This window comes from Bradyrhizobium sp. CCBAU 45389 (genome assembly GCF_028128625.1).
GTDB lineage: Bacteria > Pseudomonadota > Alphaproteobacteria > Rhizobiales > Xanthobacteraceae > Bradyrhizobium > Bradyrhizobium liaoningense_B.
This window is the reverse complement of the sequence record NZ_LBIY01000002.1, coordinates 626,515-626,991: the sequence shown is the minus strand read 5'-3', so window position 1 is coordinate 626,991 and position 477 is coordinate 626,515. Positions and strand designations below refer to the sequence as shown.

Here is a 477-nt window from a genome sequence, read left to right as displayed (position 1 = left end):
CTTCGTCAAGGACGGCAGCACCGGCACGGCCTCGACGGCGGTCAACTTTGCCATCACCGGCAGCAACGACAACCCGACGGTGAGCGCGGGTGCGCAGAGCGTGCCGCTGGTGGAGGCGGGCGTCGGCACGACGGGCGCGGCGAATGCATCGATCACGCTGACGAAGGGGGACTTCGATACGGGCGATGCGGCGAGCTATGATGGCGCGGCGCTGACCTCCGATGGCTGGGCGACCAGCGATGGCGGGGTGACCTACACCAAGACCGGAACGTATGGCACGGCGACGCTGACCACCGCGACCGGCGTGGTGAGCTATGCGCTCGACAACAACGATACCGACAGCAATGCCCTGGCGCAGGGTGCGAGCGTGTCGGACGACTTCAGCGTCTTCGTCAAGGATGGCAGCACCGGCACCGCCTCGACGGCGGTCAACTTTGCCATCACCGGCAGCAACGACAACCCGACGGTGAGCGCGGG

The 477-nt window shown here is 67.3% G+C and carries 1 protein-coding gene; it reads left to right on the top strand.

The features are described 5' to 3' along the window. Positions 1-477, top strand: a 477-nt coding sequence (locus tag XH79_RS02710) for a VCBS domain-containing protein (protein ID WP_271580728.1), incomplete at both ends; no start/stop codon positions are given.